This is a genomic window from Enterococcus sp. LJL51 (genome assembly GCF_054871795.1).
On record NZ_JBTXLW010000003.1, the window covers coordinates 84,248 to 106,080 of the forward strand.

23 protein-coding genes and 1 riboswitch are annotated in these 21,833 nt (G+C 39.2%); of the genes, 2 read left to right on the forward strand and 21 right to left on the reverse strand.

Annotated features, from left to right (window positions below; genetic code table 11):
- Window positions 1–72 precede the first annotated feature (72 nt).
- The 4 genes from ACYSNQ_RS04400 to ACYSNQ_RS04415 all read right to left on the reverse strand — a co-directional run bounded on the left by ACYSNQ_RS04400 (window position 73) and on the right by ACYSNQ_RS04415 (window position 3,661).
- Entirely contained in the window at window positions 73–1,536 is a 1,464-nt protein-coding gene (locus tag ACYSNQ_RS04400) for an ATP-binding protein (protein ID WP_426081611.1), read from the reverse strand.
- Complete coding sequence (locus ACYSNQ_RS04405) at window positions 1,533–2,252, reverse strand: winged helix-turn-helix domain-containing protein (RefSeq protein ID WP_426081612.1); 720 nt, start codon at window positions 2,250–2,252, stop codon at window positions 1,533–1,535. Before ACYSNQ_RS04405 ends, ACYSNQ_RS04400 begins: the two co-directional genes overlap by 4 nt.
- Window positions 2,253–2,414: 162 nt before the next feature.
- Complete coding sequence (locus ACYSNQ_RS04410; protein WP_426081613.1) at window positions 2,415–2,942, reverse strand: hypothetical protein; 528 nt, start codon at window positions 2,940–2,942, stop codon at window positions 2,415–2,417.
- A 530-nt stretch (window positions 2,943–3,472) separates the two neighbouring features.
- Window positions 3,473–3,661: a hypothetical protein gene (locus ACYSNQ_RS04415; RefSeq protein ID WP_426081614.1), complete on the reverse strand. Its 189-nt coding sequence runs from the start codon at window positions 3,659–3,661 to the stop codon at window positions 3,473–3,475.
- Between the two features lie 191 nt (window positions 3,662–3,852).
- On the opposite strand from ACYSNQ_RS04415, the gene ACYSNQ_RS04420 reads away from it, so the two are divergent.
- Together ACYSNQ_RS04420 and ACYSNQ_RS04425 are read left to right on the forward strand one after the other, a co-directional pair.
- Entirely contained in the window at window positions 3,853–4,614 is a 762-nt protein-coding gene (locus tag ACYSNQ_RS04420) for a threonine/serine exporter family protein (protein ID WP_426081615.1), read from the forward strand.
- A gap of 10 nt (window positions 4,615–4,624) precedes the next feature.
- Window positions 4,625–5,083 carry a threonine/serine exporter family protein gene (locus ACYSNQ_RS04425; protein ID WP_426081616.1) on the forward strand — a complete coding sequence of 153 codons (459 nt, stop codon included), beginning with the start codon at window positions 4,625–4,627 and terminating at the stop codon, window positions 5,081–5,083.
- Between the two features lie 160 nt (window positions 5,084–5,243).
- Here the strand turns inward: ACYSNQ_RS04425 and ACYSNQ_RS04430 are convergent, their stop codons facing one another.
- The 17 genes from ACYSNQ_RS04430 to ACYSNQ_RS04510 all read right to left on the reverse strand — a co-directional run bounded on the left by ACYSNQ_RS04430 (window position 5,244) and on the right by ACYSNQ_RS04510 (window position 21,805).
- Entirely contained in the window at window positions 5,244–5,666 is a 423-nt protein-coding gene (locus tag ACYSNQ_RS04430) for an SRPBCC family protein (RefSeq protein WP_426081617.1), read from the reverse strand.
- A 175-nt stretch (window positions 5,667–5,841) separates the two neighbouring features.
- Entirely contained in the window at window positions 5,842–6,282 is a 441-nt protein-coding gene (locus tag ACYSNQ_RS04435) for a GNAT family N-acetyltransferase (protein WP_426081618.1), read from the reverse strand.
- A gap of 73 nt (window positions 6,283–6,355) precedes the next feature.
- A complete protein-coding gene (locus ACYSNQ_RS04440) occupies window positions 6,356–6,910 on the reverse strand; it encodes a hypothetical protein (RefSeq protein ID WP_426081619.1) in 555 nt (184 codons plus the stop codon).
- A 30-nt stretch (window positions 6,911–6,940) separates the two neighbouring features.
- Window positions 6,941–7,498 (reverse strand): GNAT family N-acetyltransferase, encoded by a 558-nt coding sequence (locus tag ACYSNQ_RS04445; RefSeq protein ID WP_426081620.1) that lies wholly within the window; start codon window positions 7,496–7,498, stop codon window positions 6,941–6,943.
- A 191-nt stretch (window positions 7,499–7,689) separates the two neighbouring features.
- Complete coding sequence (gene typA / locus ACYSNQ_RS04450) at window positions 7,690–9,528, reverse strand: translational GTPase TypA (RefSeq protein ID WP_426081801.1); 1,839 nt, start codon at window positions 9,526–9,528, stop codon at window positions 7,690–7,692.
- A gap of 161 nt (window positions 9,529–9,689) precedes the next feature.
- Window positions 9,690–10,469, reverse strand: coding sequence for an inositol monophosphatase family protein (locus ACYSNQ_RS04455; protein ID WP_426081621.1), 780 nt, complete (start codon window positions 10,467–10,469; stop codon window positions 9,690–9,692).
- A 6-nt stretch (window positions 10,470–10,475) separates the two neighbouring features.
- Complete coding sequence (locus ACYSNQ_RS04460; RefSeq protein WP_426081622.1) at window positions 10,476–10,751, reverse strand: UPF0223 family protein; 276 nt, start codon at window positions 10,749–10,751, stop codon at window positions 10,476–10,478.
- A 62-nt stretch (window positions 10,752–10,813) separates the two neighbouring features.
- Complete coding sequence (locus ACYSNQ_RS04465; protein WP_426081802.1) at window positions 10,814–12,043, reverse strand: voltage-gated chloride channel family protein; 1,230 nt, start codon at window positions 12,041–12,043, stop codon at window positions 10,814–10,816.
- 110 nt (window positions 12,044–12,153) lie between these two features.
- A riboswitch (Fluoride riboswitch) is annotated at window positions 12,154–12,228 on the reverse strand.
- A gap of 437 nt (window positions 12,229–12,665) precedes the next feature.
- A complete protein-coding gene (locus ACYSNQ_RS04470) occupies window positions 12,666–13,142 on the reverse strand; it encodes a hypothetical protein (RefSeq protein ID WP_426081623.1) in 477 nt (158 codons plus the stop codon).
- Entirely contained in the window at window positions 13,142–13,402 is a 261-nt protein-coding gene (locus tag ACYSNQ_RS04475) for a CdiA C-terminal domain-containing protein (protein ID WP_426081804.1), read from the reverse strand. The genes ACYSNQ_RS04470 and ACYSNQ_RS04475 overlap by 1 nt, the downstream gene beginning before the upstream one ends.
- Window positions 13,389–13,574: a TIGR04197 family type VII secretion effector gene (locus ACYSNQ_RS04480; protein WP_426081624.1), complete on the reverse strand. Its 186-nt coding sequence runs from the start codon at window positions 13,572–13,574 to the stop codon at window positions 13,389–13,391. The genes ACYSNQ_RS04475 and ACYSNQ_RS04480 overlap by 14 nt, the downstream gene beginning before the upstream one ends.
- Before the next feature lie 242 nt (window positions 13,575–13,816).
- Entirely contained in the window at window positions 13,817–14,326 is a 510-nt protein-coding gene (locus ACYSNQ_RS04485) for an HD domain-containing protein (RefSeq protein WP_426081625.1), read from the reverse strand.
- 162 nt (window positions 14,327–14,488) lie between these two features.
- Window positions 14,489–15,016 carry a GrpB family protein gene (locus ACYSNQ_RS04490; RefSeq protein WP_426081626.1) on the reverse strand — a complete coding sequence of 176 codons (528 nt, stop codon included), beginning with the start codon at window positions 15,014–15,016 and terminating at the stop codon, window positions 14,489–14,491.
- Window positions 15,017–15,422: 406 nt separating this feature from the next.
- Window positions 15,423–17,114 carry an arginine--tRNA ligase gene (gene argS / locus ACYSNQ_RS04495; protein ID WP_426081627.1) on the reverse strand — a complete coding sequence of 564 codons (1,692 nt, stop codon included), beginning with the start codon at window positions 17,112–17,114 and terminating at the stop codon, window positions 15,423–15,425.
- Window positions 17,115–17,465: 351 nt separating this feature from the next.
- Window positions 17,466–19,646: an alpha-galactosidase gene (locus tag ACYSNQ_RS04500; protein ID WP_426081805.1), complete on the reverse strand. Its 2,181-nt coding sequence runs from the start codon at window positions 19,644–19,646 to the stop codon at window positions 17,466–17,468.
- Between the two features lie 446 nt (window positions 19,647–20,092).
- On the reverse strand, window positions 20,093–20,917 hold the full coding sequence (locus tag ACYSNQ_RS04505; protein ID WP_426081628.1) for a carbohydrate ABC transporter permease: 825 nt from the start codon (window positions 20,915–20,917) through the stop codon (window positions 20,093–20,095).
- A 15-nt stretch (window positions 20,918–20,932) separates the two neighbouring features.
- Window positions 20,933–21,805 (reverse strand): carbohydrate ABC transporter permease, encoded by an 873-nt coding sequence (locus tag ACYSNQ_RS04510; RefSeq protein WP_426081629.1) that lies wholly within the window; start codon window positions 21,803–21,805, stop codon window positions 20,933–20,935.
- Window positions 21,806–21,833 lie beyond the last annotated feature (28 nt).

The following is a 21,833-nucleotide window of genomic DNA, read 5'->3' on the forward strand; positions in this document are numbered from 1 at the left end:
TTTAGGTTAAATTGAAGAAGCTGAAAAAAGAGTTTAGGAATGATTATTCCTAAACTCTTTTTCTACACTCTTTTATTCTTCAATTTCAACATCAGGGAACGTGATGATAAACGTGGTCCCCTTATCTGGTTCACTTTCTACATCGATTTTTCCTTTATGCAGACGAACGAGCTGCTGCACAATCGGCAGACCTAAGCCGGATTCTCCATATTTAGTATTTTTTCTAGAAGGATCAGCTTTATAGTAGCGGTCCCAGATATTTTTCAGCTGCTCTTCCGACATTCCAATGCCAGTATCAGAAATTTTAACAATTGTTTCCAGATAGCCTTTTTCCAATTGAACATGAATCTCTCCATCGGTTGTAAACTGAATCGCATTCTGCAAAATGTTCACTACAATCTGCACAAAACGGTCGTAATCAGCAAAAACATCAATTGATTCTTCCGTATCAAGATAGAGCTTATCTCCTGCTGCATCTGCTTTAGCTTCCAGCTGGGTGAAGATATTCTTGATGGTTTCAGTAGCATCAAATTTTTTCACAACAATACTAATTTGATTGGTTCTGATTTTTTCATAATCAAGATTTTCATTAACCAGCCGAATTAATCGAGCCGTTTCATTCTGCATCAGCTTAATTGCATTTTCTTTCTGGTTTTCCGGAATCGCATTGTATTCCAACCCTTCCAGCAGACCATTAATTGTCGTCAGCGGTGTTCTCATTTCATGAGAGGCATCTGCCATAAACTGACGCCGCCTTTCCTCTTGACGCTCAATCTCTTCCTGAGACTCAGCCAGAGACTCAGCCATGCGGTTGAAGTCCTCTGCTAAATCATCAAACTCATCTTTGTCATGGACAGCTAGCTTAATATCGAAGTTCCCACTGGTAATTTCCTTCGTAGCCTTACGCATTCGATTAATTCGTTTCACCTGTAAAGTGGCGAAACCATAACTAACAAAAACAGCTACTACACTGGAAATCACAAAGCCTTTAAATAAGTTTGAGGTAACGGAGGTTACACTGTTCGATACATTTTTAGCCGGCTGCGTAATCGTTAAATAACCGACAATCGTTTCAATGCCTAAATTGGTCAATTCAACCTTAACAGGAACCGTCACGTAAGAGGTCGCTCTCGTATGACCAAAAATATCCTTGTCAATCGTCTTATCAACCCGATCGCCTTCGGCCAGGCGATCCAGTTCCTGACTGGAAATTGAAAAATCAAGCTGTTCATTATTTATTTCCGGAAACAGCCGATTCATTTCCACATCAGTATAGACAAACTGAGCCCCCTGATTACTCAATATTTCCTGAGTCATCTCCAAAGCGGCATTCAGTTTTTGTTGTTCACTCCAGCCAACCTGATTGTCAAAATATTTTTTTACATTTAAAGCAGATTTTGCGTATCCGTTGAGCTGGTCATAATTTTCAGCCTGCATCGTCTGTTTCGTAAACTGCGTAAATGATGTCCCAACAATAATAATAATCAAGACAATCAATCCCCAAAAAGCTAAGAGCTGCTGATACAAGTATTTCATGAAGCCACTCCGGAATCATCAAATTTGTACCCAACTCCCCAAACAGTCTGAATAACCTGAGGACCCACCTTTTCAATTTTCTGTCTCAGCTTTTTGATATGAGCGTCCACTGTCCGCTCATCGCCGAAATATTGGTAATCCCAAACCATTTCCAACAGCTGCTCTCTTGAAAAGACCTGCCGCGGCTTTTTCGCTAATGTATACAGCAAATCAAATTCTTTTGGCGTCAATCCTTCAATCAGCTGATCGTCAAGATAGGCTTCTCTGGTTTTCGTATTCATTTTGAAATGCTGTGTCACCACATCAAAGGTCTCATCGCTATTTTCATCGCCGCCTACGTGCTCTACTAATTCAGAACGTCTATGCAGAGCTTTCATTCTTGCGATTAAAGTCAACGGGCTAAACGGTTTAGTCACGTAGTCATCTGCACCCATCTCTAAACCAATTACCTGATCACTTTCCGAATCACGTGCAGTCAGCATAATAATCGGTACTGAGTGGGAAACCTTTCGGATTTCCCGGCAAACAGCCATACCATCCATTGAGGGCAAATTTAAATCAAGCGTCACCATATCCCATTTTTCAGGATTTTCCAAAAACGTGTCCAAGCCTTTTTTTCCATCATACTCAAAAACAGCTTCCCAGCCTTCATTTAAAAAGAACATCTGCATCATTTCCGAAACGGATTCATTATCTTCTATCATTAATACATTCATACGTTTATCATTCCTTTACCAACAGTAGTTATCTCTTTATTAGTATACTCTAAAAACCCTGCAGCTCCAATAAATTCTATATTTCTTCAAGAAAGGTTTGTTAATTATTCATTAATTTTGAGAGACTCTTCCATACTATCCCCATATTCCTCTCTTTTCTGCTTAAAGAGACTTCGTCAAAATAATCATGTGACAATTGTTGCCGTAGACATTCGGCTGAATACCAATGACTTGAAAGCCCCAATCCAGCAGCCAAGAATAATCAATACGTGTTGTTTCCAGGCTGTTCATTGCAGCTGCAACATCTGTGATTTTCTCTCCATTTATCGTAAAATCAACAGTGCTCATTCCCGTTCTCAGCATGGTATACCCTTTGCTCCTTGCATAATTCTCTGCTTGTTCGAACAGCTTTTCCAGTTTATGCTCCAGCTTAAATACACCCTGATCATCATAACCGCAGCATTCCAGTTCCAATGTATTATACGCCTTTAGTTCTCTAAACAACACCCAGCCAGTTGGCTGCTTCTGATCATTTTCCAGATACCAGCCGACAGTATCGATACTTGCCTGAACATCTGTCAGCTGAGCTAAACCATCATGAGCTGTCGGCCACCACTCAGGCTTTATCCGATTCATGAAAGAAGCCACTAACGGAGCATTCTCTTCATTTAAATTGATAACTCTTTCCATTTGTTTCTCCTGACCTATGACCATATTTTATTTTTTCTTTTCAATTAAAAAAATAATGTAAGGTTTCTCCAAAACTATATAAAAATTTCTTACCTCTGTCAATTCTTGTTTAATTGTAGGATTTTTTTGCAGAATTTATAATGTTAGATAGATTAGAAAAGCTGATGGCTCATTCGCCATCCAATCAATAGGTCCCGCATTCAGACGCATGATGCTCTTTATCATAAGGTGGATTCCCTTATTGTTGAAGATAGCTTGCTCATGTAGAGTCTAAATTTCCAGACTTTTGTCACAGTGGATGAGACAGAAGCGCTAAACTTTGAGAAAAGTCGACTTTTTTCCGAAAACTTCAACTCTTAGTGCTTTTAGCACTTAGAAATTGATGCTATCTGAACGAAGTGTAGTAAGTTGTTTTTGTCTCACCGTTTATCGGATTTTAGAAAGGGCAGCGTTTGGACATGTAGTTATGTTCCAAACGCTATATTCATAGATAATTTATAGTCTCTCTACCAACAAAAAAATCCTGACTTCTATTTAGAAGTCGGGATTTCTTTCTTCTTCTTTGTCTGATAAAAGCAGATAATGCTGCCTGTCACCTGTACCAGCAATAACGTTAATAATAAGCCGCTCAGAAAATAATGTTCTCGAAGAATTGCCCTTCGAAGTAAAACCAATACAATCAAGCTACTTGCCGAATACAGCGACCATTGTTTATCCATGCCCAAAGACCCCTTTGTTTTGTTACGTCAAGCATAGGACTTTCATATAGAAAAATCAAGTATCTTTCGGATGAAGGCGGATTCCATTAGAAAATTCTCATTATATCTAAATAGACTTCTTTCATTTGAATCTGCCGCTAAAAATGGTACACTATTTTTGGTATATATCACATTATTTATCGAGGTATTCTATGGAAAAACAATTGGATACAAATATCCAGCTATTATTTGATATCTGTCTGACTGCTGGAAAAATTATGATGGAAAATGGTTCTGAGGTTTACCGGACTGAAGACACAATGAACAGGATTGCCCGAAATGCCGGCTATCCTGATAGTGTTACCCATGTTACTGTTACCGGCATTTTTATGAGCTTTCGTTCCCTACCCTATACTCAACTGGAAAATATTACTGAGCGCAGGATGAATATGGAGAAAGTCGCTGCAGTTAACCATCTTTCCCGCAAATATGAAGAAAAGCAACTATCTCTTGCAGAGCTTCAACAGCAGTTGAAAGCTGTAGATACACAAACGCCTTCTTTTTCTGTTGCTTTACAGATTTTTGCGGCTGGCATTGTCAGTTGTACTTTAATGTACGTATTTGGAGGCTCTTGGATGGATTTTTTACCAGCCTTCTTTATTGGGATGCTGGGTTTCGCAGTCTCTTTCTATATTAAAAAATTCTTGAAACTAAAATTTCTTGATGACTTTGCAGCTGCTGTAGTTATCGGCTTAAGTGCCTATCTGTTGGTTACATTTCATTTGGCTGAAAACATGGATAGTATTATCATTGGTTCAGTAATGCCGCTGGTTCCCGGTGTAGCTATTACAAATGCCTTTAGAGATATTCTTGCAGGTCATCTAATCAGTGGAATGGCACGGGCTACAGAAGCGATTTTTGTTGCCGGATCTATTGGCATTGGCATTGCTATGGTATTTATTTTATTTTTGTAGGAGTGAACAAATGGACGTTATTATTCATCTTTTATTTAGTTATTTAAGTACTGTGGCTTTCGGCATTATCACCAATGTTCCCAGAAAAGCGCTAAATGCCTGCGGGTTAACGGGGGCTGCCGGCTGGGGGATTTTTATGCTGACCAGACATTTAGAGACAGGAGAGGTTTTCGCCAACTTCTTCAGTGCAGTTTGTATTGGACTGCTAAGCATTTTCTTTTCCCGGAAGAAAAAAATGCCGACCATTATCTTTAACATTCCTAGCTTGGTTCCTCTAGTACCTGGTGGTCCAGCTTATCAGGCAATGCGAAGCTTTGTGCTGGACAACTATATCTCTGGTCTGCACCTTACTATGACTGTAATTATGACTGCTGGAGCTATTGCTGCTGGTTTCATGATAACTAATTTGGTTGAACGAATACTCAAACGTTTAAGCACAAGAAAACAGCAGACAAACAACCAGCTTTGATTCATTCAACATACTTTCCTTTTTACGAGAAGATGATTTCACTAAAATAATGGGACAAGCATGGATAAGAGCCACTGCTCTATCACTGCTTATCCCATTATTCATATTTCCTATGCACTAAAACTTGTACAAGAGTCCATATCCAAATAAAGCATTGCTCTTATTCTGTTTCTTCTAGCTGCTGTTGAAGCTCTTTGGCTCGTTCCTTTATCCTCTCCGGTTTTACAGAATAGGTCTTTCCAACAGCAGCCGCTTTAAGCTTCTGCAATACATAATACCAGCCTGCCAAATCTAAATAAAGATTGGGAAAGGTTAAAGGTAGTGTTTCAAAGAAGCGCAGCTTTGTTTCTCCAGTGGTTGTTTCACTTATTGACAATATCACTCTGCCATCCGCCCATGAAAAACCTAACAAGCTTTCTTCCTCATATTCAAAAACAGCCAACTGTTCGCTGAATCCCTCACTTTCGAAGTTCAATACCCGTTCTGCTAATAAACAATCTGCCTTAATCTCGGGAAACCACTGAGAAAATCCTTTGGTGGTTGTTATCAGCTGCCAAATAGCTTGCTTTGGCGCCTGAATCAACAGCTCATTTTCATACTCTATCCGATCACTTTTTTTAATAGGTTTAATGAGGATTCACCTTCCTTGTAGTTCGTTTATCTGTGAGAGCCTGCCGCAAAATAGATTGAGAATTCTGCCGCAGGTTTCTGGCATCTTTGCCTTGATAAGATAATTATAACAGGAGCCGCTGTTTCTATTAAAGATCACGGCTCAACGTCTGACAAGGTACACCATCCTCGTAGTATACTTCAGAAATAAGCTGATAGCCAATTTTTTCATAGAATGGGACTGCTTCTGCTTCTGCATGAATCAAGGTCTTTTTTATATCTAATTGCTTGGCATATTCTTCAAGCCCACGAACAATTTGGGTACCAAGCTGTTGACCTCTATAGTCTGATAATGTAGCAATTCGGGTAAGTCTGGCTATATCGTCAGTTTCTTTGATAAATCGTCCAGTAGCAATTGGCTGATATCCAGCAGAAATAACAGCATACACCGTATCCGGCAAATCAAATGCATCAAATTCCAGCTCCGGCTGCATTCCTTTTTCTAAAACAAATACATTCATCCGCACAAAGCAGCTTGCTGCACGCTGCCACGGCTGACTGCCTAACGTCAGCACCATTTCTTCACCCATCTTTACCTCTCCTTCCTCTTTCAGAACAAAACGATTTAAGTAATCTGTTTTATGAATTTTGCTGCTCATATAACTACTCAGGTATCTTTCCTTGCCGCCATTTTGATACTTTTGACAAATCGGTTCTTCTTCTTAGCCGCAATACCTTCTTCTTATTTTTTAAGATGAATACAGCCTTATAAATACGCCCGTGTCTGACGTTTCGCCCTTTCCAATCAAACTTATGGGAAACCAGCTCATCTTTATCAAGGATAAATGATGGCAAACTAAGCAGATAATGCCGGGTAAAATATAGTTCTTCCAGCCATATAGCCGGCTGATTCATTTCGCCATTTAATAATTCCAACAGCTCTTCCTGTTTTTCTTTGGTTCCATCTTCAAGATATTTCCTAAGTTGATAGTAGGTAAACAGTAACGGGATAAGCTGAAATGAACTAACGAGCAGGAACACGAACAATGATAGAATAAAACTTACTAAAACCAGCTCTCCAAATGAAGTCTCTGATTCCTGTGTTTGTCCAAATACTAAAACCAGCCCCATTATGACTGCTAAAGACCCGCCAGAGAAAATTCCCAGCAGAAGGCCAACACGAATTACTTTTTTTGTATAGTCCCTTAATATTATCATGTTACTCCTTTAACGTTTTTTTCTGGTAGATTAACAGTCTGGTGTATAGTCTGATTGCAGCAAGCAATACTCATTTAAGTCACGCAATTCCCCATAAATCAGCTTATCTTGTTTGCGGATTCCCACCAATGAAAATCCGCATTTTTCAGCAACGGCATTGCTACCTGTGTTTTCAGTATCTGCAATTATTGTAAGCTTATTCAGGTTTAGCATACTAAAGGCGTATCTACATAGCGTCTTAACCGCTTTCTGGGTAATACCCATTTTTGTATAGGATGAATGCAGCCAGTAGCCGATTTCAGCTTTCCGGTCAGATGAATTGATAAAATGGAAGTCAATACAGCCAATGATTTTTGTACCCATCGCTATGAAAAATAACTTATCTGTTCCTTCAGCTGCTCCTTTTAGCTTCAGCTTGATATAATTTTCCTGACTTTTGCAATCGACTACATCATCAACAAAATCTAAGAACTGACGCAAATGTGTTCGGTCAGAATCAATTAATCGAAAGACTTCTTCGGCCATTTGAAGCTCCGGATAGATAAGACATAGCTCATCTTCAATGACTAATGAGAAATAACTATTCATATATCCTCATCCCTTCTTATTTCTTTACGTGATTATAACAAAGAATACATCTTCTTGAAAGGTCGTTTCCATAATCTAGTATTTTATAAAACTAGATACCTGTGAAAGCCAGCCGCTCAGATAACTTATAAAAAAAGCATTTTTTCAACCAATTTTCAGGTTGAAAAAATGCCTTTGTCTTATATCAACTATTACTCTGCTTTTTTCTTTTTCTTAGAAGCTTTTTCACGTTCATTTTTATTCAGAATTTGCTTTCTCAAACGAATACTTTCCGGCGTTACTTCACAGTACTCATCATCATTCAGGAATTCCAAAGATTCTTCTAAAGTCAACTTTTTAGGTTTCTTAATAACTGAAGTTTGATCCTTTGTTGCTGAACGAACATTCGTCATTTGTTTTGCTTTTGTAATATTTACCGTCAAGTCATTATCCCGGTTATTTTCACCAACAATCATGCCTTCGTAAACTTCTGTAGTTGGTTCTACAAAAACCGTTCCGCGTTCTTCAATACTCATGATACTATAAGTCGTTGCTTTTCCAGTATCAATAGAAACCAGTGCGCCCTGATGACGTCCGCCAATTGTTCCCTGAATCATCGGTAGGTATTGATCAAACGTATGGTGCATGATTCCGTATCCTCTAGTCATAGACAGGAATTCAGTTGTGTAGCCGATTAGACCACGAGCAGGCGCTAAGAAAATCAGACGAATCTGACCGTTTCCAGTATGAATCATATCCTGCATTTCGCCTTTACGCTGACTCAGGGATTCGATAATACTTCCCATATATTCTTCAGGTGTATCAATTTGAACTCGTTCAAACGGTTCACACTTCACACCTTCGATTTCTCGTTCGATTACCTCTGGACGCGATACTTGCAATTCATAACCTTCACGACGCATATTTTCAATAAGGATAGATAAATGAAGCTCTCCACGACCTGAAACAGTCCATGCATCTGGTGAAGCAGTAGGATCTACTCTCAAAGATACATCTGTTTGCAGCTGAGACATCAATCTTTCTTCAATTTTACGTGCAGTTACAAACTTCCCTTCACGTCCGGCAAAAGGAGAGTTGTTTACTAAAAAGGTCATTTGAAGAGTTGGTTCATCGATATGCAGAATTGGCAGTCCATCCTGATGATCCACTGGAGTAACTGTTTCTCCAACAAAGATATCTTCCATACCAGATACAGCAATCAAGTCGCCAGCTTTCGCCTGCTCGATTTCTAAACGCTGTAAACCGAAGAAACCAAATAATTTTGTCACCCGGAATTTCTTCACAGAGCCATCCAGCTTCAGCAGGGCAACCTGATCGCCTACGCTGATTGTTCCGCGGAAAACACGGCCAATCCCAATACGTCCCACATAATCGTTATAATCAAGTAGAGAGACTTGGAATTGCAGTGGCTCATCACTATTGTCGACAGGAGCAGGAATATGTTCGATAATCGTATCAAAAATCGGTGCCATAGTTGCTTCCTGATTCGCAGGATCATCTGAAAGACTAGATGTTCCGTTGATCGCTGAAGTATAAATAACCGGGAATTCCAACTGGTCTTCATCCGCACCTAATTCGATAAATAATTCCAGCACTTCATCAACTACATGCTCTGGACGTGCAGAAGGCTTGTCAATTTTATTTACAACTACAATTGGCGTCAAATGTTGTTCTAAGGCTTTTTTCAATACAAAACGAGTTTGAGGCATTGTTCCTTCATAAGCATCTACAACAAGCAATACGCCGTCAACCATTTTCATGATACGTTCTACTTCACCACCGAAGTCCGCGTGCCCAGGTGTATCCATGATATTCACTCGCGTACCGTTGTAATCAACCGCTGTGTTTTTAGCTAGAATTGTAATACCACGCTCTTTTTCAATTGCGTTCGAGTCCATTGCCCGTTCCTGCAGCTGTGTATGTCCATCTAAAGTTTGTGATTGTTTCAGCAGTTCATCCACCAGTGTTGTTTTTCCATGATCGACGTGGGCGATGATTGCTACGTTACGAATATCTTCTCTATATTTCACCATTAATTTGTTTACTCCATTCTCTTAACTTCTGACTTGAATAAAAATCCGACTGTTTATTATAACAAATTTTTTTCATGAAATATAGTCTAAAGTTTTCAGAAATCATGAAAACTTTAGACTATCTGCCCTTTTCTCTCATTATTCAGAGCATTTTAACGCTAATCAGCTGTATTTTCATGAAAAACAGCCATGATTTCTTGATGTGCTTCCGGCGGTGCCGCCACAAAATACTCTCTGCCGTCAAAGGACAGCTGTTCACCGAAAATCGTCGTTGCTTTATAATCAAATGCTTCGATAAGCGCCATTCCAGGTGCGTAATCCCATGGTGCAAGATTGGAAACATAGCCAACATGATTCCCTTTCAGTAAAGCAATCATCTCTAGACCGGCACAACCGCTTACTCGAACACCCATGCTTTTATTTGCAACAGCTTTAGCGCCATGAATATTTTCTCCATACATATAAGCATTAAAACCCAGCAGTCCAGCTCCCAATTCTGTTGTCTGAGGCTTAGACAATTTTTCTTCATTTCGGAAAACACCAGTCTCTTTGCCGCCCCAATACAACTCATTACGCATGACATCATAGATGAATCCTAGTTTACCAATACCGTCTTCAAAGATCCCCAGCATGATGCAGAAATTTTCCTGCTCCATCACAAAGTTCATCGTTCCGTCAATCGGGTCAATAATCCAAACACGTCCGTCCATAGAATCCAGGGTGTTATAGCCTTCTTCCTCACCAAGAATTTTATCCTTCGGGTACACCTGCTGAATTTTGCTAATCAGCAGCTGCTGCGTTTCCTCATCAATATTCGTTACTAAATCTGTACGATTGGATTTCTCCTTGACCTTCAGCGTATTATTCAAGCTACTTTTGATGAATTCTCCTGCTTCCGTCAGCCAGTTTTTGACTTCTTCAACATTAATCATCTGCATCTTTTCTTATCCCCCTACCTTTAATCTGCCTGTCCCCTTTTTCTTGGCTTCTTGTACGGTTCGATACAGCGAATAGCCGGAGACTCGTTCAAACTCATGGCCTAGACGTTTCTCTTCGCCGATACTCCGCACAACCTGTTTGAATTTTTGATAAGCATCAAGAAAGACTTCTACTGCAATTCCTGATTCATTCGCTTGTTCCAAAGCAGACCACAGATTTGTCACACTAACCATTTCATCCGTTGTCCAGTCTAAATCTAGTGGATACTGATAATCCTTCATAGTTTCACCTCATCTACCTCAGTGTAGCACATCTGGAAATTCGCTGAAAGTATTCCCGTCGATTATCTATCATCTTTTTTTTGACTCCAGTTTTCATAGAGCGGGAAAAACAGCTTGCCTTTTCCAGCACCTACCTCCTGAGCTCCATAAATCCCAGTATTTCCAGAGCACATATAGCTGATAATGCAAATCATTAAAAGAAAAACTGCACCCTCACTTCCAAACAGCTCTACGCCCATAATGAAGCAAGCGATCGGTGTATTGGTTGCTCCTGAGAAAACACCAATAAAGCCTAACGCCGCCAAAAAAGGAACGGAAACGTGAAGGACCTGAGCCAGACTACTTCCCATTGTCGCACCAATTTCAAATAAAGGCGTGACTTCTCCCCCTTGATAACCCGCACCTAGAGATAAAACGGTAAACAGCAGTTTTCCGACAAAATCGAATAGCTGACCAGTCCCTTCAAACGCATCTGTCAGCAACGGTAAACTTAAACCAAGATAACGGCTGGTCCCTAAAAGCAAAACAGCTGCAACCACTACTGCTCCCCCTATAAAGTTACGCAGAACCGGATTGGAAAACCAATTACTGTACATCTTTTTCAGAAAAACAATCGACCGGCTAAAAAACCAGCCCATCAGACCAAAACAAATGCCCGCCAATAACAATTTCATAAATAAAGCCACTGACCATTCTGGAATTGTTCCCATTGCATAATGAGTATGAGTAACACCATACATTTCCGTCACTGTGTTCGCAAAAAAAGCAGCAAAAAAACTAGGGAAAATTGCTTCAGAACGGAGCTTTCCTAAAGCCAGTACCTCTAAGCCAAAAATAGTACCTGCAAGAGGTGTACCAAAGACAGAGCTAAACCCTGCACTAATTCCGCTTATTAAGACAATTTCACGTTCATAGCCACTTAACCTGAATATTTTGCCAACTGCATCTGCTATAGCACCGCCCATTTGAACGGCTGTTCCTTCCCGCCCAACAGAACCACCAAAAAGGTGTGTAGTCACTGTGCCAAAAAATGTTAGCGGAATCAGACGCAGCGGCACTTCTTCTTCTCCTCCGTTCGCCTGACGAATGATTAGATTATTACCTCCGGCAGCATTTTTTCCGTATTTTGAATAAAGAAATGCAAAAACTGCACCGCTAAACGGAAGCAGGTAGAGTAAATACGGATGACTTTCGCGAGATGAAGTTACCAGAGTCAGACTGTTTAGAAATAGAGCAGAGAGACTTCCCATTATCAATCCAATAATTACTGTAATCAAAAGCCATTTAACCATGTATATTCCTATAAAAACACCTTTATGTTCTATTTTTTTCAACTCACTCACTCCAGTATCAGTAATTTAGAAAAGCAAAAAAAGCCTACCAAATAAGGGACTCATCCCTTGGTTTGGTAGGCGTCATTAATTTATTTCTTTTCAAAAATAAATGCTTATCGGCGAACACCATCGCCATCATCTTCTGTTTTTCTGTACATAACTTATCATATTATTTTCATTAACGCAAGTGATAGCACTAAAGGATTGGAATACAGATATCAGTTAAACTTCTATTATTTATTCATTTTCATTCTAAAGATTTAGAATGTTCATAACACCAATCTTGATTAAATAGCTGCTCTTTAACTTTTTTTAATTCCGCCAAAGTATAGCTTCTATCCATTATCGGAGTGCATCACAAAAGTGCAGTGGTTATACTGGTGGAACGCCAATTAAAATCGATTATTCTCTTGAACCAGAAGGATAGAAGACGAAAGACATTGAGGCGAAATTAAGCAAATAGTTTAAAACTATCCTTAGCAATCTATTCAAAATGATAACGTTTGATTGCGGAAAAGAAATATAATTACTACCCAATTCTTCGCCTCTATCAATAAATCTGCTACTGGTATAGAAAATATCACATCATCTTCATTTTCTTTTCCTTAAAAGAACTACTAAGTAAATGTATAGTTTCTGCATTTAAATATTCTTTTTGATAGTCCTCCAGATTATTGTTAATCCATAATTGACCTTGTTCTTTTCTAAATAATTGTCGATCGCCAATTTCAAGAAAAAGTGCACTAGTACTTTTTTCTAGTAACATACCCATCAGTTGTAAAGCCTCTAAAATCCCTTTATCAAAGGTTTTATTATAAACCTCAATTGAAAAATATGTGTTTACATTTATCTGATAATTATCTGATACAAAATCAATATCTGATTGCTCATCCAGTTCTATTGAAAAAGAGAATTTATCCATTCCCATATAAACACTTTCTTCTGTCTGGATTATATTCATTTCTTTATTGAAAAAGAGCTTAAAACTCCTTTCGACTTCCTTAAGTAATTCTTCGTAGGTCAGTTTTGTATAAATAAATAACTCATATTCCATCATTACTCCCTCCAAAATACCTGATTCACTTGTCTATCTTTGACAAAAATTACCTCTTTTAACCGCTTTAAATCTTGATTTGGATTTGCTTTTCTATGAATAGCTTCAATTAAATTATCAACTACTTGTTGATCAAAACCATCCAAATTTAGAACTAATCTTTCAGATTGCTTTTTAGTCTTACCTTTCATTTCTCGTATTATATTATCTATACTCTTTCCATTACTAGAAGCATAGCAATCAAAAACTTCATTTTCTATCAGCCAATGTCAGTGTAGTTAGCTCATCAATCGCCGTATGAGCCGCACCATTTCCTGTCACGGTTGTTCGGGTATCCTTTGTAATCATACGTGACTGACTAATCCCTTGAACCCCTTCACTAATACCTGTGGCCAACTGACCAGCAACAGCTGCGTTTGAAAATACAGTCTCCATATTCATCCACTCATTTATTTTAGCAAACTTAACATATTTAAAATTATCAATTTTTAAAAAAAATACAGATAAAATGATAAAATAACTAATTTAAAGACATAGATTGATAACAGCTTAGAGCGCACTTATTCTTTGAGATTCAAACAAACAAAAAAGCCATCTGAGCAATGCCCAGATGGCTTTATACTTGTTATTTCATTTTTTGCTAGTATTACCTATTATTACCAGTAGATGTCATGGTTTTACTGAACAGGTTCCTGATTACGGCTAAAGTATTGAGCCCATTTGCCTTTTACAGCGGAAACAAAAGGAATAGACGCTTCCTTTATTGCACAATATTTATCCACCATTGTCACAATATAGCTTTCTTTATATTTCGGAGGCGCAATCGTTGCCCCCCACATGTGCTTAATAATGATATCACGTTCAAGATCAGATAATTCCGTAATTTTTTCAGCATTTCTTGCTGCAATCCGCGGATGCATATATGCGTGCGAACCTTCGTCGAACTTGGTTGTACGCCAGTCGTAATAAAATAAATCATGAAGCAGACCCGCTCTAGCAGTAGCTCGGGCATCACCATTCCATTTTTTTGCCAGCTTATAGCTGTAGTACGACACGCTGATTGAATGTTCTAAACGAGTTGAGTTTACATGCTGAATGTAATTCCCTAGTCTCTGCACTTCTTCAGTTGCTAATAAATCCTCTACATAAGACATATACTCTTTATCTTCAGTCCATTTTTCCGTCATAGATATGGGTGCCACCTTTATATGTAGTTAAGCTCTTAAGCTTGTGAAAATTATAGCACCCTTTTTTCAAAAATACTAGATTATTTAAACACCGTAAACAAAGCTTAATATTTGTCATCAAAGGGCTTGACAGGGATACCGACCACCCAACAAAGACATCTGTTATTTATTCAACCACAGCCATTTCAAGGCTTCCTTTTCAACTTTCTTCACAAACTCATCCTTGTAATCTCCATAGCTTTCAATATCTTCAGGATAAGCAGCTGCAGCTGTCTGTTTTATTTCACCATACGTTGAAGCTATTTCCCGATGATTGCGCAGAAAATCTCTAAACGCTATGTGCCGGCCAATTTCACTTAAATTATCAAACTGATAGGCATGGATATGATGACTGCGCTGATCTCCCCCTTTAGGAAAGTATCTTCTACCAGGCAATCCATAGGCTCCCCAGCTTTCATAGCCTATTTCAGCCATTACTTCCTGATATTTGTCCAGTTCAGCTATATCTTCTACAATCAAGCAAATATCAATAATCGGTTTTGCCGCCAGTCTCGGAACTGAAGTGCTGCCGATGTGAACTACACTGACAACCAGTTCATCCGGCAGAGCTTGCTTTAAGCACGCCTTCTCCTCTTCAAACAAATGCGGCCATGCTGGATTATAAGGAACCACTTCAATTTTTCTGCTCATTTTCTTTCCTTCTTTCTTCAAATATAAAGTCTTTGCCTAAAAATGTACTCCATCCTTTTCAATTCTTTCCATTGATAGTTTGTGTTAGTAAAAACTCTTTAAGAAAAAATCGCCAATACTTTTAAGAATTCCTGCATAAAAGAACAACTAACCGTAAACTGAATTTTTTTAATGTTACAGTTTATCAGAAAGCTAGTCATCTCATAGATAGAATACCGAAATTCTACTTAAACCTATAGCTCTCTTCTTTGGAAAAAAGGATTGTGTAGGGAATGATAAATAACCTAGCATCATACGTTTTTTGATGTAGAGCTTTTAAATCAATCATAGTTTATCAAGAGTAAAAACCGGACAACTATGCTACAGCACAATTATCCGGTTCTAGCTATTTACTTCTACTTAGCTTCTACATTTCATCTGGTGCATGCAAACCTAGCAAACGCAAATCCTCTTTTAACAGCGTAGCCATGCTGTAAACTAGTGCCAGACGAGCATCCCGCTGTTCGTCCTCAACTAGAATTTTTACATGAGCATAATATTTATTAAAAGCTTGTGCTAGTTGAATAGCATGCTTCGCAATAACAGATGGCTCATATTTTTCAGCAGCCAACAGAACTGTATCTGGGAATTTCTGCAGCAGCTTGATAATTTCCCAGCTTTCCGAATCATCCAAAACATATGTTGCTTTTTCATCCGGTGTAAATTCTGCTTTTCTTAAGATACTCATCGCCCGAGCATGTGTATACTGAACATATGGACCTGTTTCTCCCTCGAAACGAACCACTTCATCAAGAACAAAATCGAAGTTGTTCAGACGATCATTTTTCAAATCGTGGAAAATAACTGCGCCGATCCCAACCTGTTTTGCAACCTCTTCACGATTGTTCAAATCAGGATTTTTCTCCATAATCTGCTGTTCAGCCGATTGAACCGCTTCGTTCAGCACTTCTTCTAATAAAACAATCTTCCCTTTACGAGTAGAAAGCTTCTTCCCGCCTTGTGTAATCAAACCAAAGGGAATATGGTGCATATCATCTGACCAATCAAAGCCCATCTCCTTGAGTACAGCTTTCAACTGCTTAAAGTGGTTTGACTGTTCATTACCAACCGCATAAATAGACTGGGCAAAATCATAAGTCCGTTTACGATACAAGGCTGCAGCCAAATCTCTGGTAATGTACAGCGTTGCTCCATCTGATTTCCGAATTAGCGCCGGATTCAAATTATAGGCTGTTAAATCAACAATATCTGCTCCCTGATTTTGTTTTAGCAAGTGCTTCTCTTCCAGCATAGTAATAACTTCATCCATTTTATCATTGAAGAACGCTTCTCCATTGAATGAATCAAAGGTTACACCAAGCATATCGTAAATCTTATTGAATTCCTGTAAAGACTCATCTCTGAACCATTGCCACAGCTGGATGGCATCTTCATCGCCTTCCTCCAGCTTTTTGAACCAGGCTCTTGCTTCATCTTCCAGCTCCGGCTCTTCTTCTGCCACTTCATGGAAATGTACGTATAGACGCAGCAGTTCGCTAATCGGCTCTTTTTTAACAGCTTCTTCTGAACCCCATTTTTTGTATGCCACAATCAACTTACCAAACTGTGTGCCCCAATCGCCTAAGTGATTGATTTTAATCGGCTGGTAGCCAATCTTAGCCATAATATACGCCAGTGAATTACCGATTACTGTAGAACGTAAATGCCCCATAGAAATTGGTTTTGCGATGTTTGGTGAAGACATATCGATGGTTACATTTCTATCGTTCCCCACGGACGCGTCGCCATAATGTGCTTTTTCTTCAACGACAGCTTTGATGACTGCCCCGCTGACCATTTTTTTATCCATGAAGAAATTCAAATACGGTCCGACTACTTCAATTTTTTCAAATGAGGTTTTATCAATTTGATCAGCCAAATCTGCGGCTATCTGCTGAGGAGCTTTTCTAAAGATTTTAGCTAGTGAAAATGCTGGAAAGGCCACATCCCCATGATCAGCTGACTTAGGATTTTCTAAGAGCTGAACAATTTGTTCAAATGTCAGGTCATCTTTTACAACGGCAAAAATTGCTTCTGCAACGAGTTGTTTGTTATTCATATTCTGCCTCCTATAAATTAAAATAAAAAACGTCCCTAACCACCCGACAACCGGATGATTAGAGACGAGAAATTCCCGCGGTACCACTCTACTTATTTGCTGTCTAGCCAGCAAATCTGCTTCACTCTGATAACGGTTGATTAACCGGTCGCTATACGACAGTAGTAAAGTGCGCTTCCCGCTATCTGCTCATTTTCGGCTCCCATCGCCCCGAAATTGCTGTGATGATTTAAATAGGGTACTCTCTTTACTTTTGTACTTACTTCCCGAAGTATATCAAAAATTTTTGTATTTGACTAGTGGTTTTCTTATTTTCAGCAGCTTTTGCAGAAAATTGCTTTTGCAGCTCCCTTAATCTGCTGCCTCAATATATATTAACTGACTTGCGTAGTCTCCCCATGCTTCTGTATCAATATAGAGTCCAATATTCATTAGTTCGTCGCCGCCCACAACTTTGTCCTTAATCCGATAGCTTTTCTCAGGATTCAACCCTGTTAGCTTCAACACATGGAAAGGAGCAGAGGCTTCTGCCAGTACTCTGCTGTAAAAGACCAGCGCTTCTGATTGATCAGGAGCAACAAACTGCCAGGAAACTTCATTCCCTTCAAACGGACTCTTCAAACGATAGTATGTGCCGTATTGAATCAGTTGCCGATGACTTTTATAAAAGTTTGTTTGCTCCTTCAGCTCCTCCCTTTCTCCATCAGAAAGATGCGTCAAGTCCAGCTCATAGCCGAAAAGTCCAGACATCGCCACATTCCCTCTTGTTTCCAAGCTAGTAGTACGACCGGTCTGATGATTAGGGACTGCTGCAACATGAGCGCCTATTGTTGAAACTGGATAAACCAAGCTAGTGCCATATTGAATTGCCATTCGTGATACAGCATCTGTATTATCGCTCGCCCAAACTTGAGGCATGTAGTAAAGCATCCCCGGATCAAAGCGGCCGCCCCCTCCTGAACAGCTTTCAAAAAGAATGTCAGGATATTCTGTGGTCATTCGTTCAAGAAATTCGTACAACCCTAAAATATAACGATGAGCGGTTTCACCTTGTTGTTCTTTTTTTAGAAGTACCGAATAGACATCCGTCATATTACGGTTCATATCCCATTTAATGTAATCCACTTGAACGTGATCTAAAATAGCCTTCATTTGCTGATAAACAGTTTCCCGAACATCCGCTCTGGAAAAATCAAGAACAAACTGACCGCGCCCAATCGTTTTTTCACGTCCTGGAACATGAAATGCCCAGTCTGGGTGTTTTTTATAAAGTTCGCTTTGTTCTGATATCATTTCCGGCTCAAACCACAAGCCAAAGGACAAGCCGAGTCCATGAATCTCTTTTGACAACTGAGCCAAACCTCTTGAAAGCTTACCTTCATATTCATACCAGTCACCTAAGGAAGAATTATCTGCATCTCGTTTTCCAAACCAGCCGTCATCCAAAACAAAAAGCTCTGCCCCCAGTTCTTTCGCTTCCTTCGCAATCTCCATAATCTTTTCTTCGTTAAAATCAAAAAAGGTTGCTTCCCAATTATTCGCCAGAACAGGACGCGGTTCATACTTAAATCTTCCCCGGATTAGATGGTGTTGAAATAGATAGTGAAAGCTTTGAGACATGCCGTTTAATCCTTCATCAGAGTATACCAGTACTGCTTCTGGCGTATAAAAATCATTGCCTGCTTCAAGACTCCAAGAGAACTGCTGAGAATTAATGCCCATTGTGACTCTTGTTTGCTCATAAGGATCACGTTCAATAGTCGTCTCATGATTGCCGCTATACACAAGAGAAAAGCCATAGGCTTCTCCCGCTGCTTCCGTCGTCTCAGGTGCTACTAATGCTGCAAAAGGGTTTTCGTGATGGCTGCTTGATCCTCTTCTACTACTTAAAGCTTTTGTACCTGGAGCAACCACTTCCCGCTGAATCATTCGTTCTCGTGACCATGAGCCGCTAAGATGAACCAGTTCAAAAGAACTGCTGGCAAAATCCAAAGACAGGCTAGCTAATTTTTGAATAGCAAGCGTTTCTGCCGACTCATTCCTCAGTCGGCTGGAGCGCACAAGAACGGCTTGATTGTCAAAAACAGTGTAAAATAAATCCAGATAAATGTCATAAAGCTGGTCTTTTAATGTAATAATCAGAGTGCTTGCTTCTTTTTCCATAGCATATGTAGCCGGCAGTCCGGGAATGGATTTTTTCCCTTGAATGATTTCATAATCTTCAAAACGAAAGTCACTCACACTGCTGCCGGATTCGTGTAGAAGCTCAAGCGCAGGCACTCGAAAGTCTCCAGGATTTCCGGGTAATTCCTGCAGCACAGTATCAAAAGAAAATAACCGATCCTTTGCCAATGGTGGATTGGGAGAAAAAGAACGGTCTGCTCTAGGATAACGAAATTGTCCGTGATAGCTCTGGACTGCTTTCCCAAAATAGAGGTGAGCCAGCAGACCGCCGTCCTCCACTTGAATCAAGTAGCTGATTTTATTTGTTGACAGATGGAAAACCTGCTGTTTTTCATCGTAAGTTATCATTTTCATTTTTTTCAGAACCCTTCTTTCCAAAAACTGAAGCAGACAGTATCCTAGTTTTACTACAAACGTAGGTTCTGCTGTTCTTTTTTGTTCAATAAATATATAGTTAATCTTTTTAGTAGAGTGGAAGCATATTAACAAAAAAGGGATGCAACATTCATTAAAAAAGCAATGCGACATCCCTGAAAAGCATCTTCCAAGTTAAATCCTTTAAAATCTGCTTCTTTCTCTTTAATCGACTAGATGAGTCTATTTAATTGGAACACATACCAATCAGCTGCGATTCAAAATAAGCCTTTAGTCGCTTTCATCTGCCAAGTCATCCGCAGCTTTTCTAACCCAAACAAATAATAAGTAAACCAAAATCTTTTGAGGCTATCGTACTTCATTTTTCGCTTATGATATAGACTCTTCTAAGAGACCCATTTATTCATTATTCCTTTATTTTATTTAACAGAACCATTTGTCATACCTGAGATGATGTTCTTTTGGAAAATCAGATATACAATCAAGATAACCAAAATCCCTACAACATAGGAAGCAAAAGAAGGACCAAAATCGTTAAAGTATTGTCCAGAGTAATTGTACTGGAACAGCGGCAGCGACCAATTAGATGAATCCTTATTCAAAATCAAAAGCGGCAACAGGAAATCATTCCAAATCCAAAGTGCGTTAATGATTAATGTTGTTGCATGCATTGGCTTCATCAATGGAAAAATAATTTGAAAATACATCCGCAGCTTCCCTGCGCCATCAATTTCAGCAGCTTCGTCAATTTCTTCTGGAATCGTATTTTTGATGAATCCGACATATAAAAACAACGTCTGCGGAATGGCGTAGGCTAAGTATAAAAGAATCAGCCCAGGTATATTAGACATATTCAGCTTGCTCATTAAGCTGGTAATTGGAATCATGATTACTTGAAAAGGAACAAAAATCCCTAAAATCAGCAAGCTGTACATAATACCAAATGCTTTCTTCCTCGAAATATTTCTAGCAATAGAATAAGCTGCCATTGGAACAAAAATCGTGATTAAAAAAATTGAACAAACGGTGATAATAACTGAATTTTGAAAATATTGACCAATCCCATCATCCAGTAGACGGGTAAAGTTCTCACCTATGAAAGGTGCTGGTATACCTAGAAAATCTCTAGTAATCTGCTTCGTTTCTTTAAAGGCGCTGATAAATGTGTAAAACAGCGGAATAAAAATCAGAACCAGTCCAATCATTAAGCCAAGATATTTAAAAACAGCTGACTGCTTTTTCATGATGTTTTCCCCTCTCTACACTTCATATTTCCGTGACGTACGGATTTGCAGAACTGATATCAGACCAATAACCAGAAACAGAATAACTGCAATCGCGTTTGCATAACCAAACTTATTACTCTTGAATGCATAATTGTAGACCAACAAACCAACCGAGGTTGTTTTTCCACCTGGACCACCACCCGTTAGAGAGTAAAGAAGATCAAAAGCAGTCAGTCCGTTCTTCAATGCCAGGATAAAGACCATGCTGATTGAAGGCAGCAGAAACGGAACCTCTACATTCCAGAAGCGCTGTCCCGCTGAAGCACCGTCAATCTCAGCAGCTTCCATTACATCTTTTGGAATACTTTGTAATCCAGAAAGGAAAATCACCACGGGAATAGCGATTCCCTGCCACAAAGCGACAAACAAAACGCCCAAAACCGCTGTTTTTTCATTTGCAATTAAATTTTCCTGCAGAAACGGAATATTCAAGGCCTCACCAATCTGGGGCAGCCCGTAATTAAATATCTGTTTAAAAATCAATCCTAATGTAACCGTACTCAATACTGCCGGAAAAAAGTAAACAGTTCTAAAAAAACCAGAACCCTTCAATTTGCTGTTCAGCAATCTGGCAATAAAAATACCGATGACAATTTCTCCTACAATCAGGCCCACCGTGAACAATACGGTGAACCAGATTGAAGAGCGCAGCTTTTCATCAGCCAAAATTTCCTTGAAGTTGTCTGCGCCGATAAAATTGTAATTTGATGTTAGACCTGTCCAGTCCGTCAAACTATAAAAGAACCCCTGCAGCATTGGAAAATAGAAGAAAACCAGCTGCAAAACGATAGGGATGATCAAGAATGAATACGCCCAGCCAAGATTGAGGACACCCTTCTTTTTCATTTGATCGTTACCCTCTTTCTATAATAAA

What these genes read in the sequence shown, in the direction of transcription:
- ACYSNQ_RS04460 (WP_426081622.1), bottom strand. Translation starts at nt 10,751, where the DNA reads ATGAAGGATTATCAGTATCCACTAGATTTAGACTGGACAACGGATGAA.
- ACYSNQ_RS04415 (WP_426081614.1), bottom strand. Translation starts at nt 3,661, where the DNA reads ATGGATAAACAATGGTCGCTGTATTCGGCAAGTAGCTTGATTGTATTG.
- ACYSNQ_RS04445 (WP_426081620.1), bottom strand. Translation starts at nt 7,498, where the DNA reads ATGAATAGTTATTTCTCATTAGTCATTGAAGATGAGCTATGTCTTATC.
- argS (WP_426081627.1), bottom strand. Translation starts at nt 17,114, where the DNA reads ATGAATAACAAACAACTCGTTGCAGAAGCAATTTTTGCCGTTGTAAAA.
- ACYSNQ_RS04455 (WP_426081621.1), bottom strand. Translation starts at nt 10,469, where the DNA reads ATGCAGATGATTAATGTTGAAGAAGTCAAAAACTGGCTGACGGAAGCA.
- ACYSNQ_RS04480 (WP_426081624.1), bottom strand. Translation starts at nt 13,574, where the DNA reads ATGGAGACTGTATTTTCAAACGCAGCTGTTGCTGGTCAGTTGGCCACA.
- ACYSNQ_RS04400 (WP_426081611.1), bottom strand. Translation starts at nt 1,536, where the DNA reads ATGAAATACTTGTATCAGCAGCTCTTAGCTTTTTGGGGATTGATTGTC.
- ACYSNQ_RS04490 (WP_426081626.1), bottom strand. Translation starts at nt 15,016, where the DNA reads ATGAGCAGAAAAATTGAAGTGGTTCCTTATAATCCAGCATGGCCGCAT.
- ACYSNQ_RS04405 (WP_426081612.1), bottom strand. Translation starts at nt 2,252, where the DNA reads ATGAATGTATTAATGATAGAAGATAATGAATCCGTTTCGGAAATGATG.
- ACYSNQ_RS04485 (WP_426081625.1), bottom strand. Translation starts at nt 14,326, where the DNA reads ATGACGGAAAAATGGACTGAAGATAAAGAGTATATGTCTTATGTAGAG.
- ACYSNQ_RS04440 (WP_426081619.1), bottom strand. Translation starts at nt 6,910, where the DNA reads ATGATAATATTAAGGGACTATACAAAAAAAGTAATTCGTGTTGGCCTT.
- ACYSNQ_RS04500 (WP_426081805.1), bottom strand. Translation starts at nt 19,646, where the DNA reads ATGATAACTTACGATGAAAAACAGCAGGTTTTCCATCTGTCAACAAAT.
- ACYSNQ_RS04410 (WP_426081613.1), bottom strand. Translation starts at nt 2,942, where the DNA reads ATGGAAAGAGTTATCAATTTAAATGAAGAGAATGCTCCGTTAGTGGCT.
- ACYSNQ_RS04505 (WP_426081628.1), bottom strand. Translation starts at nt 20,917, where the DNA reads ATGAAAAAGCAGTCAGCTGTTTTTAAATATCTTGGCTTAATGATTGGA.
- ACYSNQ_RS04425 (WP_426081616.1), top strand. Translation starts at nt 4,625, where the DNA reads ATGGACGTTATTATTCATCTTTTATTTAGTTATTTAAGTACTGTGGCT.
- ACYSNQ_RS04510 (WP_426081629.1), bottom strand. Translation starts at nt 21,805, where the DNA reads ATGAAAAAGAAGGGTGTCCTCAATCTTGGCTGGGCGTATTCATTCTTG.
- ACYSNQ_RS04470 (WP_426081623.1), bottom strand. Translation starts at nt 13,142, where the DNA reads ATGATGGAATATGAGTTATTTATTTATACAAAACTGACCTACGAAGAA.
- ACYSNQ_RS04420 (WP_426081615.1), top strand. Translation starts at nt 3,853, where the DNA reads ATGGAAAAACAATTGGATACAAATATCCAGCTATTATTTGATATCTGT.
- ACYSNQ_RS04435 (WP_426081618.1), bottom strand. Translation starts at nt 6,282, where the DNA reads ATGGGTGAAGAAATGGTGCTGACGTTAGGCAGTCAGCCGTGGCAGCGT.
- ACYSNQ_RS04465 (WP_426081802.1), bottom strand. Translation starts at nt 12,043, where the DNA reads ATGGTTAAATGGCTTTTGATTACAGTAATTATTGGATTGATAATGGGA.